The following is a 14,065-nucleotide window of genomic DNA, read 5'->3' as shown; positions in this document are numbered from 1 at the left end:
TGGTTCGCCGTTTCGGTGAAACGGTGAACGGCTCTGAGAGAGGGTCACGAAGGGGATGAATTTTTCGCTGTCGCGCGCGTCGCTGATCGCCGAGGCCGATCTTGTCGGCATCGCCGGCGAACGCGCGGTCTGCGACCGGCGCGGCGGGCTCTACTTCCCCGATCTGCGGCTGCTTGCGGTCTCCGACCTGCATCTCGAGAAAGGCTCGTCCTTCGCCAGGCGCGGCACCCTCATCCCGCCCTACGACACCAGCGCGACGCTGCTGCAACTGCAGGCGGTGATCGCCGACTATCAGCCGCGCATCGTTGTCAGCCTCGGCGATTCCTTCCACGATGGCGGCGGCGCCGGGCGCATGCACCAAAGTTTCCGCGATCGTCTGGAGGCGATGATGGCCGGCCGCGACTGGTTCTGGGTCGCCGGCAACCACGATCCGGATGCGCCGGCCGACTTGCCCGGCGAGACGGTGAAGGAACTCGCCATTGGTGCGCTGCTGTTCCGGCACGAACCTTCAAAGCAGAGGGTGGAAGGCGAGATCGCGGGTCACCTGCATCCTTGCGCGCGCATCGTGCAGCGTGGCCGCTCGGTCAGGCGTCGCTGCTTTGCCGGCGATGGCGGCCGCATGATCATGCCGGCCTTCGGCGCCTATACCGGCTCGCTCAACGTGCTCGACCGCGCCTATGCGGGCCTGTTCCGGCTGGAAACGCTGGTGGCCTATATGCTGGGCGCCCAACGCATCTTCGCTATTTCCGGCTCGATGCTGCGGCCGGGCTGATGTCCGCTACCGACCATAGTAGAGCGTTACGGTGTGCTTCGCTTCCGCGAAGAACAGCCAGCGCTCTACCAGCATGCCGGCGAACTGCAGGAGCGCTGCAAGCACTGACGCCGTTGCGGCCGCGACTGGCCATGGCAAGAGGAACGCAATACCCAGCAGGACAGCGGGCGCGGCAAAAGCCAGGAAGTTCGTGATCCGCCGCAGCCTCGCGCTGTGCTTGCGTGCGATGCGGAATCCCATTTCCTTGAGCACGTAATTTTCCTCGGTATGCGGCCACTCGATCGAGCGCACGGTGCCGCCGGCCAGGCCCGTCGCCGCATTGGTGCTGGTCGGGAGCTCCAGCCGGTCATTGTGCCGCCATGTCGCCAGCTTCCAGCCCCAGCCGGCGAGCGTGGCGAGCCCCGCGCAGGCCAGCACTGACGTCGACCCGCGGCCGAAACCCTGAAGCAGGGCGTTGAGCAACACGGCGCCGGTCATGGCCGCGAAGACAAGATAAGCCGGCAAAGTATAGCGGCTGTGCCACTGCGCGATCGGCTTCAGCGAGGCATAGATCATGCCCGTCGCGCCGACCGTGGCAGCCCCTCCGGCCGCTGCCAGCAGTCCGGCAACGGCCACCCAGCCGCCGCTTCGCCCAAGGACTGCCCAGCCGATGCCGAACAGCGCGGCCGGAATGAACGTCGCGACCGACGCCACGCCCTCGCGCGACAGCCAGGAACTGCGCCACTGCGAGAAGGCGCGCCAGGCTCTCTCGGGTCGCCCCAGATGGCCGGTCGAGGAGAGGAGGCCAGCGACAATCAGGCCAAGCGCCAGGGCCATGCTGACAAGTCCGAACCAGAACCCTGGTTCAACATACCCCAAGCCGCCGAGCACGCCGAGCAGCGCCAGCAGGCCATAGCCAGCGCCGGTCGCAGTGGTGAAGAAAACGACGGAGATGGCGGGATGCATCGTGGATCAGTTCGAAAGCATGCGGTCGATCCAGCCGAGGAATCCGCCTTCGGCGCGGATAGGCTCCAGCGCCGGCGCATCCACTCTTGCGGCGCGCTCGGTGCGAGCGCGCGGCGGCAGGTATCTATTGGTTGGTTTGTAGCCAAGCTCCGGCATCAGCTCGACGCCGCCGCGCGCCTCGACAAGCTGCGAGATCGCCGAAGCCGGATCGCCGAGATCGCCGAAATGCCGGGCGCTGGTCGGGCAGGCGGCGACGCAGGCCGGCACGCGGTCCTCTTCGGCCAGATTATCGTTGTAGATGCGGTCGACGCACAGCGTGCATTTCTTCATCACACCGACGTCCGTGTCGAACTCGCGCGCGCCATAGGGACAGGCCCAGCTGCACAGCTTGCAGCCGATGCATTTGTCCTCGTCGACCAGCACGATGCCGTCCGAAGCACGCTTGTAGGAAGCGCCGGTCGGGCAGACGGTGACGCAGGCCGGCTGTTCGCAATGCAGGCAGGAGCGCGGGAAGTTGACCGTGCGACCGCCCATCTCGGTCATGTGCTCGTAAGTGTGCACGCGGTTGAACCAGACGCCGTCGACATGCCCGCCATAAGGGTCGATGTCGGTCAGCGGCGCCATGTGGCCGCCGGTGTTCCATTCCTTGCAAGCGGTGACGCAGGCCTGGCAGCCGACGCAGGTGTCGAGGTCGATGACGAGACCGAGTTTTTTCTCGGTATGCGCGGGAAGACAGGTCATTCCGCGGCCTCCCTTTTTATGCGGAGCGCTGCGCCGAAGCGAAGCACGTCAGGCGGCGGCTCGACATCTGGCGGCTGGCTGAAGCGTTCGAATTGCGGCTCGGTGAAACCGGCTTCTTGCCGTTCGCATCTGGCGATGCGCACGCGCACGTCGAACCATGCCGCCTGTCCCGTGACCGGATCGGAATTCGAATATCGCTTGCCGTTGGCATCGGCCGCGGTCTGGTCGGCGATGATGTGGTTGAGCAGGAAGCCGCGATTGGATTCCGCCGCGTCGTCCTTCAGCCCCCAGCTGCCGCGCCGCTTGCCGATCGCGTTCCAGGTCCACACCGTGTCCGGGTTCACGCCGTCGATCAGCTTGATCTGCCCTTTCACCCGGCCGTTGACGCTCTCGATCCACACCCAGTCGTCGTCGGCCAGGCCGAGCCCGATCGCTGTCTGACGGTGCACGAACAGCCTGTTCTGGCTGGTGATCTGTCGGAGCCACGCATTCTGCGAACCCCATGAGTGGTACATGTGCATCGGCCGCTGCGTCAGCGCATGCAGCGGATATTTGTCGACGTCGACAGTGTCGTCCTCGAAGGGGGCATACCAAAAGGGCAACGGGTCCATATAGGTCTCGATGCGGTCGCGCTCCGCCTCGGACGGCTGCAGCTTTCCATGGCCGCGCGCGGCGAGCCGGAAGCGCTGCATCGGTTCCGAATAGAGCTGGAAGACGATTGGCTCCGCTTTCGGTATGAAGCCCATCTGCACCGCAAAATCGAGATAGGCGCGGTTGCCCATCTTGTAATAGCGCTGGTCCTCGCTGAAGTCGTGGTGCCAGAAGCCGCCATTGTCGATGTAGCGCTGCAGCTGGTCCGGATTGATCTCGCCCTTGCCGATTGCGTCGCCGTTCTTGCCGCGCCAGCCGGCAAGCGGGCCGATGCCGGGCGCGCGTTCATGGTTGACGATGTAATCGGCATAGTCGCGGTACCTGGCCGAGCCGTCCTCGGCGACGAAGCCGGGCAAGCCGAGCCGCGCGCCGAGTTCGATCAGCACCGACTGGAACGGGCGCACATCGCGGTCCGGCTGCACGACCGGATGGCGGATGGCATCGCCCGGCCCGTCGGCATGGCTGATCGGCCGGTCGAGCAGGCTGATGCAGTCGTGCCGCTCCAGATAGGTGGTGTCGGGCAGCACCAGGTCGGCGAATGGCACCGTCTCGGAATAATAGGCGTCGGAATAGATGATGAAGGGAATCTTGTAGTCGCCAGCCTCGTCCTTGTCGGTCAGCATGGCGATCGTCTCGACCGTGTTCATGGACGAGTTCCAGGCCATGTTCGACATGTACATCATCAACGTGTCGATCGGATAAGGATCGCCTGCCCAGGCATTGCGGATGACGCTGTGCATCAGCCCGTGCGCGGCTAGAGGCGCTTCCCAGGAATAGGCCTTGTCGATGCGGATCGGTTTGCCGGCCTCGTCGAGCAGCAGATCGTCGGGACCGCAGACGAAGCCGAGCGGCATGCCTTCCAGTGCGGTCATCGGTCGGACATTCTTGCCGGCGGGCTTCGGCCCCGGCGGCGCCGAGCGCGGGTAGGGCGGCTTGAAGCGGAAGCCGCCTGGCACGTCCACGGTGCCCAACAACACCTGAAGCAGATGGATGGCGCGGCAGGTGTGAAAACCGTTGGAATGGGCTGAGATGCCGCGCATGGCGTGCATCGACACCGGTCGCCCCTTGATCGTCTCATGGCGGCGGCCCGCCCAATCGGTCCAGGCGATCGGCAATTCGATCGTCTGTTCGAAGGCGACGTGCGCCAGTTCCGCCGCGATCCGGCGGATCGTCTCGGCGGGGATGCCGCACCGGCCGGCGACCGCATCCGGCGAATAGCTGTCGTCGAGGTAACGGTCCGCGATCAGCTGGAACACCGGCACGCAGCGCCGGCCGCCGACCGTGTAGCCGCCGGTCAGCGCCGGCTTCGTTTCGGAGTCGGTTGCGCAGACCGGAGTTTTTGCCACCCTGTCCCAGACCAGGAGATTGCCGCCGCCGTCGCGAACGAGCAGCCCGTCATCGGCTGCGCCGGGCTCCTGGATCACCAGGGCTGCAGCGTTGGTGTAGCGCAGCAGATAGTCGAGATCGACGCGTCCGGCCTTGAGCAGTTCGTGGATCAGCGCCAGCACGAACAGGCCGTCCGTGCCCGGCCGGATGCCGATCCAGTCGTCGGCGATCGCATTGTAGCCGGTGCGGCACGGGTTGATCGACACCACCTTGGCGCCGCGCGCCTTGAGCTTGCCGAGGCCGATCTTGATCGGGTTGGAATCATGGTCCTCGGCGACGCCGAACAGCATGAAGTATTTCGTGTTGTCCCAGTCGGGCTCGCCGAACTCCCAGAAAGAGCCGCCGATCGTGTAGAGGCCGCCGGCCGCCATATTGACCGAGCAGAAGCCGCCATGGGCGGCGAAGTTCGGCGTGCCGAACTGGCTTGCCCACCAGCCGGTCAGCGATTGCGACTGGTCGCGCCCAGTGAAGAAGGCGAGCTTTTTCGGATCGGTGCTGCGGATCGCCGACAGCCGCTCGGTGGCGATGGCGAATGCCTCTTCCCACTCGATCTCCCGGAATTCGCCCGCGCCGCGCGGTCCGCTGCGCAGCAGAGGCTTCTTCAGCCGCGCCGGGCTGTAATGCTGCATGATGCCGGCGCTGCCCTTGCCGCAGATCACGCCGCGGTTCACCGGATGGTCCTTGTTGCCGTTGATGTAGCGCACCTTGCCGTCCTTGATGTGGACGTCGATGCCGCATCGGCAGGCGCACATGTAGCAGGTCGTCTTGGCGATGCGGTCGGAGACGCTGGGCGAGGTGTCGACGCCATCGCCTTCGTCGGGCGCGCGCGTCTCGGCCAGCGGCCGTTGCGACGGTGCGGAATTGGCGCCGCGCGGCGGTGCGTGTTTCATGATCCGCGAACGCTCTTGACGTCAGCAGTCTTGGCTTTCGTCTTCGGCCCCGGTCCACGCATGTAATGGAGTTCCGGATGGTAGCGCTCGCCCTGGAACAGCCGCTTCAGACGGCGGCTCCAATGCGCGAAAAGGGATCTGAGGCGTCCCATCATTCCAACTCTTGCGGCGCGGCCGCCAATTTTTTCCAAACTCCCGCAAGAATTTAGAACAGGTCAATCAATCTGTCTAACAAGTTGCTCTTGTAATTCCGATCGTATTTGCTTCTTAGTTGATCTATGACCCTGGATCAGTTGCGCATATTCGTCGCCGTCGCCGAGCATGGCCATATGACCAAGGCGGCCGAGTTGCTCGGCATCTCGCAATCGGCCGCCTCCGCTGCCATCCGCGCGCTTGAAAGTCAGCATGGCGTGCGTCTGTTCAACCGGGTCGGCCGCAATATCGAGCTTGCCCAGACCGGCCACCGCTTCCTGCCGGAGGCGAAGGCGGTCCTTGAACGCGCCGCCGCCGCGCACAATGTGCTCGAACATGTGTCACAGACCGTGACCGGCAGCCTGTCGATCGCCGCGAGCCAGACCATCGCCAGCTATTGGCTGCCGCGCCGCCTCGCCTCGTTCCATGAAGCCTATCCGGCGGTGCGCCTCAGCGTCACCATTGGCAACACAAGGCAGGTCGAGACCAATGTGCTTGATGGCCGCGCAGATTTCGGCCTGGTCGAGGGGCGCACGGAGTCGGACATCCTGCGGCGTGCCCGGGTCGACGAGGACCGGCTCATGCTGGTGGTGGCGCGTTCGCATCCGGATATCCCGAAGACGTCGGCGGGCAAGCTCGACATCAGGGCATTGCGTTGGATCATCCGGGAAGGCGGTTCGGGTACACGTGAGGCGCTCGAAGACTTCGCCCACGGCGAGGGGGTTTCGCCGGCAGAGCTGCAGATATTTCTCGTGCTGCCGAGCAACGAGGCGGTACGCCAGGCCGTGGAAGCCGGTGCCGGCGCCACCATCATCTCCGAGCTTGTCGTCGCGCGCTCGCTGGCGGAGGGCAGCTTGAGGTCCGCGCCAGTCGATTTGCCGAAGCGTGATTTCGCCATGATCACCCACCGCGACCGGCAGGCGAGCCTGGCGCAGATGGCGCTCAAGGCGCATCTGACCGGCAAGGTGGAAGCGCCGACGGGGGACCGGAGCTAACGGTCAGCCGAATTTGCGCTGTGCGTCCAGCGCCAGGCCGAGCCCGACCGAGCCGAACATGTCGCCTTCGATGACGGAGGCCTGCGGCACGAGCGAAAGGATACTGCGCTTCGCCAGCGGGATCGCGGTGGAACCGCCGGTCAGGAACACCGCGGTGATGGCGCAAGCCTGGACGCCGGCATCGGCGATCGTCTGGCGGACCGTCGCAGTCACCCGGTCGATGTCTGCCCTGATCGTCTCTTCCAGGCCGGATCGCGTGATCTCGGCCGCAAAGCGCGCGCCGGGCAGCGACACCTTTACCTCGGCCGCGGACTGGTCTGTCAGCGCGATCTTGGCTCTTTCGACCAAGCCGGCCAAGGCATGCCCATAGCGGTGCTCGACGATGTGGATGAAGCGGTCGACCAGGTCGGCGCGCTCGGCCTCGAATCGGACTTGCTTCAGGTCCGACATCGCCTTGGCGGTGTAGACGAGGTTGATGCGCTGCCAGGTCGCGAGGTCGATGAAGTAGCTCGCCGGCAGATTGCGCTTGTGGTCCTTGGTCCGCGTCAGATAGCCGAGCTCGGGCATGATATGCGCAATGCTGAGCAGCCGGTCGAAATCGGTTCCGCCGATATGGATGCCGCGGTTGGCGAGGATGTCGCTCTTGCGATCGCCCGAGCGGGCGCGCTCCGGCGACACGCGCACCACCGAGAAGTCGGACGTGCCGCCGCCCATGTCGACGATCAGCGCCAGTTCTTCGCGGGCAACGTTCTGCTCGTAGTCGAGCGCCGCCGCGATCGGCTCGAACTGGAAGGCGATGTGCTTGAAGCCTTGCGCATGCGCCGCCTTCTCCAACTCGCCCTGCGCTTTCGCATCGGCCTCGGCATCGTCGTCGACGAACTGCACCGGGCGGCCAAGCACGACGCGCTCGACCGGACCGCCGGCATCGTCCTCCAGCCGCTTCTTGAGATGGCTGATGAAGAGCCCGATGATATCGGTGAAGCCGATCAGGCGCGCCTTGATGCGCGTCTTCTCGTTGGCGAGCGAACTGCCGAGCACGCTCTTCAGCGAGCGCATCAGCCGCCCTTCGATGCTGTCGGTGTAGTCGGTGATCGCACGGCGCCCGAAATAGGTATGGCCGTCCTCGAAGTTGAAGAACACGGCGCTTGGCAAGGTGGGCTGTTCGCCCTCCAGCGCCACAAGTCGCGCCTGCCCGTTCCGGATCACGCCCACCGTCGAATTGGACGTGCCGAAATCGATGCCGCCGAATGCCGATTGCATAGCAGCCTCCTGTCGTTGGTTCTGTCGCAGCAGGTCGCTGGCGGCGAAAGACGTGCCGTCATCCGGATGGCCGGACCGCCTGCCGAAATTTGAATGTGTGTGTTTGTCCTTAGTGCATGTCGCCCAAAAGTGTGCAGCGGTTTTGGGCCGGACGACATGCACCAAAACAAAGACCTGAAGCGCCTCGCGATGCGCTTCAGCTGGGAGGCGGCGACTTATCGCAAAAGCGGGAAAAGGGAAAGCCTTCTTTTGCGCTGGGCGTCAATCCTTGCGGAAGACGAGCCTTCCGAGCCAGCCCGTGAGCATGGCGAGCGAGACGGCGAAAACGCCGTAGAAGAAGGAATAATCATGCGCGACGCGGAAGATCGACTGCTCGAAGCCGGACTTGCGGATTTCGAGCTGGGCGGAGCTTTCCTTGACGAACATGCCGCTCTTGAACAAGAAGGCGCGCGCCTTGTGGGTGCCGACCGGGATGTTGGGCGCCAGCCGGACGGTGGCGCGGAACAGGTTCTGCGACAGGAACTGCACGCCGCCGACATTCTCGCTATAGAGGCCGGTCGCTGCCTTGCGCTCGCGCAGCGCGGCGGTGAATTCTTGGATCGTCGCCGGACTGTCGGTCTCGTCGGCGGGCTTCATGTAGAGGTTCTGGGAGCCGAGCGAGAGCTGCCTGTATTTGGTCGGCTCGGCAATGTCCTGCAGCGGTCGCGTCGTAGCGACCGAGTAGGACACCGGCACGTTCTCGAACGTCTCCGATTCCAGGTTGATCCAGACGCCGAGGATCCTGTCCTTGCGCCGGACCACGACCGGTCTAGGCGGCCCTTCCAGAACGACGACGACGTCATAGCGCCCCTGGCGCGCTATCAGCGGATCGGGATTTTCGAGCGATCCGAAGATGGTGAGGTCGGCGCCTGAGAATCCGGCCGTGATGGAAATGGCGTCAGTGGAAAGGCCGATCTGAATGTTTTCGGCAAGGGGCGGCGTCTGCGCATTCGCCCCCGACAGGGCGAAGAGCATGGAAAGCGAAACGGTAGCGGCGAATGCTCTCAAACCCGCCATCAGCTCAGGCCCGCGAGCGAATAGCGATTGGGCGGCGTCACGAACAAGTCGATGGCGAGGCGGACGGCGACGGCCAGCACCAGCAGCGCCAGAAGCGCCCGCAACTGCTCGCCGCGCAGTCTCTGGCCGGCCTTGGCGCCATATTGCGCCCCGGCAACGCCGCCGGCCATCAGCAGAAAGGCGAGGATCACGTCGACGGTCTGGTTGGTCGAGGCATGCACCAGCGTGGTGTAGGCCGAGGTGAAGATGATCTGGAACAGCGAGGTGCCGATGACTACATTGGTCGGCACCTTGAGCAGATAGATCAGCGCTGGCACCATGATGAAGCCGCCGCCGACGCCCATGATCGACGACAGGAAGCCGATGCCGGCGCCGAGCCCCAGCACAGGAATGACGCTGACGAACAGTTTCGAGGCGCGGAAGCGCATCTTGAGCGGCAGCCGGTGGATCCAGTTGTGCTGGCCGGACTTCTTCAGCACTGGTGCCGCGCCGCTGCGCGTGGCGCGCAGCGCGTTCACGCTCTCGACCAGCATGAGCCCGCCGACAGTGCCGAGCAAGGCGACGTAGAGCAGCGAGATGAACAGGTCCAACTGGCCGATCCGGCGCAGCAGCGCAAAGACGAAGACGCCGCCCGTCGAGCCGACGATGCCGCCGGCCAGAAGCACGCCGCCAAGCTTGAAGTCGAGCGTGCCGCGTTTCATGTGCGAAAGCGCGCCGGAGAAGGAAGAGGCGATGACCTGGTTGGCCCCGGTGGCGACCGCGATGGCCGGCGGGATGTTGTAGAAGATCAGGAGCGGCGTGATCAGAAAGCCGCCCCCCACGCCGAACATGCCCGACAGGAAACCCACCGCGGCGCCCATCGCCAGCAGCACGAAGACGTTTACGGAAATTTCCGCGATCGGGAGATAGATGCCCACCCGTCTGTCTCGATCAACTTTGCCTGTCGGCGAACGCCGCCGTCCCCAGCAGTCTCGCACCGAAAAGCCAATTTTTTCTTGCGCCGGCGCGGCGGCGGGATCAACCCCGCCGCCGCGCCGAAACAAAAAGCCATCTCAATCAGTTAACAGGCAAATCTATGGCAAGGCGTTGCGTATGCGACGCTTCTGCCGTTATTTGTGTGCCAGCAGCGCCTTGACGAGCGGTTCGTCGATCTCGCCGGTCGGTTTCATCTTGTTGTCGGTCTGGAAGGCCATGATGGCGGTCTTGGTCTTGTCGCCCATGACGCCGTCGGCGCCGCCGGCATCGTAGCCGTTCTTGTTGAGAATCAGCTGGATGTTCTGCACCGCCTTCTTCATGTCGATGCTGGCGGTCGTCTGCGGCGTGCTGTCCTGCCAGGATTCCGGGATATCGGCCGAGTTGGCGGCCGCGTTGAGCGGCTTTGGCTTCCAAAGCTCGGTGGCGGCGCGGGCGCGCTCGAGCTGCTCGGGCCTGAGCGCATTGGCGATCTCGTCCCGCTTGGCGGCCGCGTCCTTGTCGCCGGTCTTAGCGACGAGCGCGAACCACTTGTAGGAGTCCTCCAGGTTCTGCTTCATGCCGACGCCCTTGGCCGACAGGATGCCGAGATTGAACTGGCTGTCCTTGACGCCGAGGTCCGCGGCGGCCTGGAACCAGTGCGTCGCCGATTCATTGTCGGTCACGCCGTCCGCCGCCATGGCGAACAGCACAGCCAGATTGTGCATGGCGCTGGCGTTGCCCTGTTCGGCGGCGAGCTGGTAGTAGGTCTTGGCCTTCTTGATGTCGCGCCCGACGCCGATGCCCTTCTCGTAGAAATTGCCGATGCGGTATTCGGCCGGCGCGAAGCCGAGCTCGGCGGACTTCTCGTACCATTTGGCGGCTGCTGTCATGTCTTCCTTCACGCCACGCGATTCGGCGTAGCGCGAGCCGATTTCGAACAGCGCCTTGGCGTCGCCGCCGGCGGCCGCGTCGCGCAGCGCCACCGGGCCGACCTCGGTCGGAATGTCGATCTTTGCAGCCGCCGTCTCGGTCTTGCTGTCCGTTCGCGTCACCGCGCCCGTCATGTCCGCGGATGTCGTCGCCGGCGCGCTGGCCGTCGGCTGGGTGTCTGCGTCCGTGTCCATGGCAGGCGAGTTCACGACCGGAGCTGCCGCCTCGGCATGAGCAGCCGAGGCCATCGGAGCCGGCGCAGGCTGGGCCGGCGCGGCGAGAGTCGCCGCAGCAGGCGTCGAGGCGGCTGGCGCTGTGGCGGCCGGCATTTCGGGGCCGGATGGCTGGGCGGTGGCCTCCGCCTGCCTGACAGTCCGGGCGGGTGCGGTTTCGGGCCTTTTAGCACCGGTGTCGGGCTTCGGCGCGCTGGTTGCGTTGAGCGATGCGGTTTCGACCTTCTGCGCGGAGACGGCCGGTGCGTCGTTTCTGGCCACCGGCGCCGGATCGGAGAAGAAGGCCTTGCCGAGCTGCAGGCCGGCCAGCGCCATCATGATTGCGGCGGCCGCCATCAGGATCGGCTTGCGCCGCGCCTTGAGCAGATCGCCGATCCTCAGCGCCTTCACCGGTCCCGTCATGGTCGATTGCCGCTTCAGCGCGTCGGCCTCCGCTGCGGCGGCCTGGGCCGCGCGGCGTGCGGCCGCGATGAAGTCGGACTTGGCGGCGTCGGTTTCGCCGCGCCTGGCAGGCTGGGCGCCGCGCTCGTCGCGAACGCGCTTCATGATGGCGTTGAGGTCCGGCGCGCCGGAGCCCGGCTCCAGCGGCCGGTTGGCTGCCTTGGGATCGAGCGGTTCGTCGATGTCGACCGTCGGGACGTCGCCCACTGGCGCCGAGCCGGCAAGCGGCGGCGTATCCGTGTCCTTCTTGCTCCTGAAGGCGCGTGCCAGTCCGCCGAACATAGACTTCTTGCGGCCCGCCTTCTCGGGCTTTTCGGCCGTCGCATCCGATCCGAGTGCCGCGACGGCGGCGGCCGCCGCAGCCTCCGAGGGCGTGCGCGGAACAGGTTCGGCGCGCATGGCCGGTTCGTTGCGCGCAGCCGCTTCGGCATCCGCAACCGGCTCGTGCATGGCCAACTCCTCGCGCATGATCGCGGCGGCGCGCGCGTCGACATCGGCCATGTCTCCGGGCAGCGGCAGCGGCTGGTCGATGTCCATCGACGGCGCGTCCTGAACCGCGATCTTGCGGCCCGCCCGCCTGCTGGCGGGTTGCGGGTCCACCAGCTCGCTGACCGCCTCGCTGGGTTCGTCGGTCTCCAGCGAGCCCAGCCGGTCGACGATCTTGAGCAATGTGTCGTGAATTGCCTCGAAGGTCCGCGAATTGCGCTCGTCGGAGCGGCGGGTAAGCGCCTCGAGCGTCTTCAGATCCTGGGCTAGGCCGGCCACCGCTGTCGCGTTCGACGCGGCTGTGGCCGAACTCGATTCGGCGAGCGACCTGACGGCGTTCTCCGCCGCTTCGCGAGCGACCCCGAGGATGGAGTCCCGCGTGCCGGCGAGCGACTTCTCGATGTCGGTGAGCCGTGGACTGATGTCCTCGAATTCGGGCAGGGACGTGCCAGGCTTGGATAGATGCGCCGACAGGCCGGCGACCTGCGCCTCCAGGCTGCGGATAAGGGCCGGATCGATACCGGCGACTTGTGCCGCGGACAGCTCCAGTCGGCTGGAAATGTCTTCGAGTCGGCTTTCCAGGCCGCGGATCGCCATTTCGTTTCCCGGATCTGGCGTGCGCGTCTCGATGCGCTTGGCAAGCGCGGTAAAACGGGCGTCGATCGCCTCCATGAGGCTGGCGCTGTCGTCCTGCTGCATGCGCTGGTCGAGCCTGTTGGCGACCTCGTCCAGCCGCCGCTCGAGGTCGTGAAACAGCGCGTTGCTTTGTTCAATCGCATCGCCCTGGCGCCGTTCCAGCAGCGCGGAGAGCGCGTCGAAGCGCTGCTCCAGCCCCTGAAAAATCTGGTCGGCGTCAGGCATGACCGGCGCGTGGTCGATCTTGTCGGTAATCAAGGCGATCTGCTGGCCGAGACGCTCGATGGCTTGTTCGGGCAGCTGAGCGCGCCCGGCAAGCTCGTCGACCCGGCTCGACAGGAGGTTGAGGCGATCGATCACCTCGGCGCCGGGCCGCGACTGCGCAACCTCGTCGATCTGCTGTGCGAGCGATGCGATGCGCTTCTCGATCCGTCCGAATGTCTCGGGATCGAAGGCGTTGGCCTGGGCCGCGACCGTCGAGGCGACGATGGCGCGGGAGATCTCGTCCAACCGCTCGTCGATCATGGCGAGCGTCTCGCTGCCGCGCGTCGTCTGCTGGCTGGCAAAACGGTCGACAGCGCTGGCAAGCATGCGCACCTTCTCTTCCAGCGAGCGCAGCGACAGGGACTCCGGCAGATTGTTGACGGCGCTGCTGATCTGCTCGAGCCGGTCGGTCAGCACCGAAAGGTTGGGACCTTCCGCGCGCTGGCGCTGGTCGGCGTCGACGCGGTCCTCGAAGGCGCTCCAGCGGCGATCGAAATCGTCCCAACGCCGATCGACGGCCCGCACGCTCTCCTCGCGCGCCAGCGTGTCGAGCGCCGCCTTGACCTGCTCCAATTCGAGCCGCAGCAGGTTCACGCTGCGGTCGTCGCTCTTTTCGGCAAGCGTCTGGATGGCGCCGGAAAGGCGCTCGAATTCCAGGCCGAGCTCGGCGCTGCTCTTGTCCGCCGGAGCGCCGTGCGCGCTGTTCGCCTGCATCGCGCTGTCGATGTCGTTGCGCAGCGCGTCGAACTCGCGCCGCAGCCCCGCGGTCATCTGGTGGCGCAGTTCCTCGCGCAGGCCGCGCAGTTCAACCGCGATCTTGCCGACCATCGCGACGCTGTCTTCCTGGCCCCGCACTCGATCGATGTCGCGCGCGATGGTCTGGTAGTTCTGGCCGAAGGCAGGAGCGGCGGCGGCCGGCGGCTGAGGCCCGCGATTTTGCTCGCTTTGCCTGGAATAGGGGTCCTCATACCAGCGTGGCTCGTCATAGGGTTGCGCGGCGGCATAGCGGGGCTCGATTGCCGGCCGCCGCGGATCGCCGCGCTCGGGCATGTCGCCGCGACTGAGCCGCTGCTCCAGAGTTTCGAGCGAGCGATTCAGCTCCTCCAGCGAGGTGTGCGGCCGACGTTGTCTGCCGGCGTTGAGTGTATCGAGATAGGACCGCTTGGTGTTCATCGATGCGCCCGTGTCCAGAATGGCCGGCCTTGGCCGGCTCCCAAAGTCCTGCCGGGAACG

The 14,065-nt window shown here is 65.7% G+C and carries 9 protein-coding genes; 2 read left to right on the top strand and 7 right to left on the bottom strand.

Annotation, left to right across the window (positions count from 1 at the left end; genetic code table 11):
* The first annotated feature begins 55 nt into the window (after positions 1 to 55).
* Positions 56 to 772 carry a ligase-associated DNA damage response endonuclease PdeM gene (gene pdeM / locus EJ074_RS12720; RefSeq protein WP_129553499.1) on the top strand — a complete coding sequence of 239 codons (717 nt, stop codon included), beginning with the start codon at positions 56 to 58 and terminating at the stop codon, positions 770 to 772.
* Positions 773 to 778: 6 nt separating this feature from the next.
* On the opposite strand, the gene EJ074_RS12715 is transcribed toward pdeM, so the two are convergent.
* From EJ074_RS12715 to EJ074_RS12705, 3 genes are read right to left on the bottom strand one after another with little or no spacing between them, the layout of a single operon-like run.
* Entirely contained in the window at positions 779 to 1,717 is a 939-nt protein-coding gene (locus EJ074_RS12715) for a DmsC/YnfH family molybdoenzyme membrane anchor subunit (RefSeq protein ID WP_129553498.1), read from the bottom strand.
* Positions 1,718 to 1,723: 6 nt separating this feature from the next.
* A complete protein-coding gene (locus EJ074_RS12710) occupies positions 1,724 to 2,458 on the bottom strand; it encodes a 4Fe-4S dicluster domain-containing protein (protein ID WP_095807743.1) in 735 nt (244 codons plus the stop codon).
* Positions 2,455 to 5,385 (bottom strand): molybdopterin oxidoreductase family protein, encoded by a 2,931-nt coding sequence (locus EJ074_RS12705; RefSeq protein WP_129553497.1) that lies wholly within the window; start codon positions 5,383 to 5,385, stop codon positions 2,455 to 2,457. Before EJ074_RS12705 ends, EJ074_RS12710 begins: the two co-directional genes overlap by 4 nt.
* 278 nt (positions 5,386 to 5,663) lie before the next feature.
* Here EJ074_RS12705 and EJ074_RS12700 point away from each other — a divergent pair, with 278 nt between their 5' ends.
* Positions 5,664 to 6,572, top strand: a complete 909-nt coding sequence (locus EJ074_RS12700) for a LysR family transcriptional regulator (RefSeq protein ID WP_129553496.1) — start codon at positions 5,664 to 5,666, stop codon at positions 6,570 to 6,572.
* A gap of 3 nt (positions 6,573 to 6,575) precedes the next feature.
* Here EJ074_RS12700 and EJ074_RS12695 read toward each other — a convergent pair whose 3' ends face one another.
* The 4 genes from EJ074_RS12695 to EJ074_RS12680 form a co-directional block, all read right to left on the bottom strand.
* The gene (locus tag EJ074_RS12695) at positions 6,576 to 7,832 is read right to left on the bottom strand and encodes an Hsp70 family protein (protein ID WP_129553495.1); all 1,257 of its coding nucleotides are present in this window, start codon (positions 7,830 to 7,832) and stop codon (positions 6,576 to 6,578) included.
* A gap of 261 nt (positions 7,833 to 8,093) precedes the next feature.
* On the bottom strand, positions 8,094 to 8,888 hold the full coding sequence (locus tag EJ074_RS12690; protein ID WP_129553494.1) for a TIGR02186 family protein: 795 nt from the start codon (positions 8,886 to 8,888) through the stop codon (positions 8,094 to 8,096).
* On the bottom strand, positions 8,888 to 9,805 hold the full coding sequence (locus EJ074_RS12685; protein ID WP_129553493.1) for a sulfite exporter TauE/SafE family protein: 918 nt from the start codon (positions 9,803 to 9,805) through the stop codon (positions 8,888 to 8,890). Before EJ074_RS12685 ends, EJ074_RS12690 begins: the two co-directional genes overlap by 1 nt.
* 192 nt (positions 9,806 to 9,997) lie before the next feature.
* Positions 9,998 to 14,005 (bottom strand): peptidoglycan-binding protein, encoded by a 4,008-nt coding sequence (locus EJ074_RS12680; RefSeq protein ID WP_129553492.1) that lies wholly within the window; start codon positions 14,003 to 14,005, stop codon positions 9,998 to 10,000.
* Between the last annotated feature and the right edge of the window lie 60 nt (positions 14,006 to 14,065).

Origin of the sequence: Mesorhizobium sp. M3A.F.Ca.ET.080.04.2.1 (genome assembly GCF_003952525.1) — a bacterium.
Taxonomy (GTDB): Bacteria; Pseudomonadota; Alphaproteobacteria; order Rhizobiales; family Rhizobiaceae; genus Mesorhizobium.
The sequence above is the reverse complement of the archived record's forward strand: the minus strand, read 5'-3'. Positions and strand labels throughout refer to the sequence as shown.

Bases quoted from the DNA above. Each gene is read 5' to 3' on its own strand.
- pdeM (WP_129553499.1), top strand. From the start codon at position 56: ATGAATTTTTCGCTGTCGCGCGCGTCGCTGATCGCCGAGGCCGATCTT.
- EJ074_RS12695 (WP_129553495.1), bottom strand. From the start codon at position 7,832: ATGCAATCGGCATTCGGCGGCATCGATTTCGGCACGTCCAATTCGACG.
- EJ074_RS12715 (WP_129553498.1), bottom strand. From the start codon at position 1,717: ATGCATCCCGCCATCTCCGTCGTTTTCTTCACCACTGCGACCGGCGCT.
- EJ074_RS12705 (WP_129553497.1), bottom strand. From the start codon at position 5,385: ATGAAACACGCACCGCCGCGCGGCGCCAATTCCGCACCGTCGCAACGG.
- EJ074_RS12690 (WP_129553494.1), bottom strand. From the start codon at position 8,888: ATGGCGGGTTTGAGAGCATTCGCCGCTACCGTTTCGCTTTCCATGCTC.
- EJ074_RS12680 (WP_129553492.1), bottom strand. From the start codon at position 14,005: ATGAACACCAAGCGGTCCTATCTCGATACACTCAACGCCGGCAGACAA.
- EJ074_RS12710 (WP_095807743.1), bottom strand. From the start codon at position 2,458: ATGACCTGTCTTCCCGCGCATACCGAGAAAAAACTCGGTCTCGTCATC.
- EJ074_RS12700 (WP_129553496.1), top strand. From the start codon at position 5,664: ATGACCCTGGATCAGTTGCGCATATTCGTCGCCGTCGCCGAGCATGGC.